The organism is Sinorhizobium sp. P24N7, assembly GCF_042436655.1.
GTDB classification, from domain to species: Bacteria; Pseudomonadota; Alphaproteobacteria; order Rhizobiales; family Rhizobiaceae; genus Sinorhizobium; species Sinorhizobium meliloti_A.
Window position 1 is genome coordinate 1 of sequence record NZ_JBHMIW010000129.1, and the last position, 450, is coordinate 450.

General features: G+C 64.4%; 1 protein-coding gene. It reads right to left on the reverse strand.

What is annotated here, in order from left to right; all coding sequences use genetic code 11:
- Nucleotides 1–450: hypothetical protein (locus tag ACFHWW_RS34275; RefSeq protein WP_379943839.1), on the reverse strand; the 450-nt coding region annotated here is incomplete at both ends.

Below are 450 nucleotides of genomic sequence, written 5' to 3' on the forward strand. Positions count from 1 at the left end.
TCGTTGCCGCGAGTCCGGCAGGGTCGAGGGCTATTCCTGAAAGATCGGGCGGAAGGCGATCCGCGAGGCGCGCAGCCTTTTCGATGTCGGCATCGGCACTGGAAAGCCAGGCCTCAAGATCCGTATCGAAATCGTTGCGCGCCTCTGCCGTAAGCGCTTCGGCGACGACGTCACGCAGGCGGGGCGACCCGGGGCGATCGTAGGAGGCAAGGCGATGTTCCAAGAATCGTGCCAGGAGCATTGATAGCTGGTGGCGCTGGAAGAAGCCGGCATTGTCGAGGCTGAGATAGGGGATGATGGGCTGGGCTGCGAGGTATTCGGAGAACTTCTCGAACACTGCGCGGTCGTAGCGTCCTGAGCGGGCCGTCGTGAGGACGATCGGCGCGACTTGGGCGCGACGACCGGCTCGGCCTGCCCGCTGCTGGTAGTTGGCGATCGAGGGTGGGACGT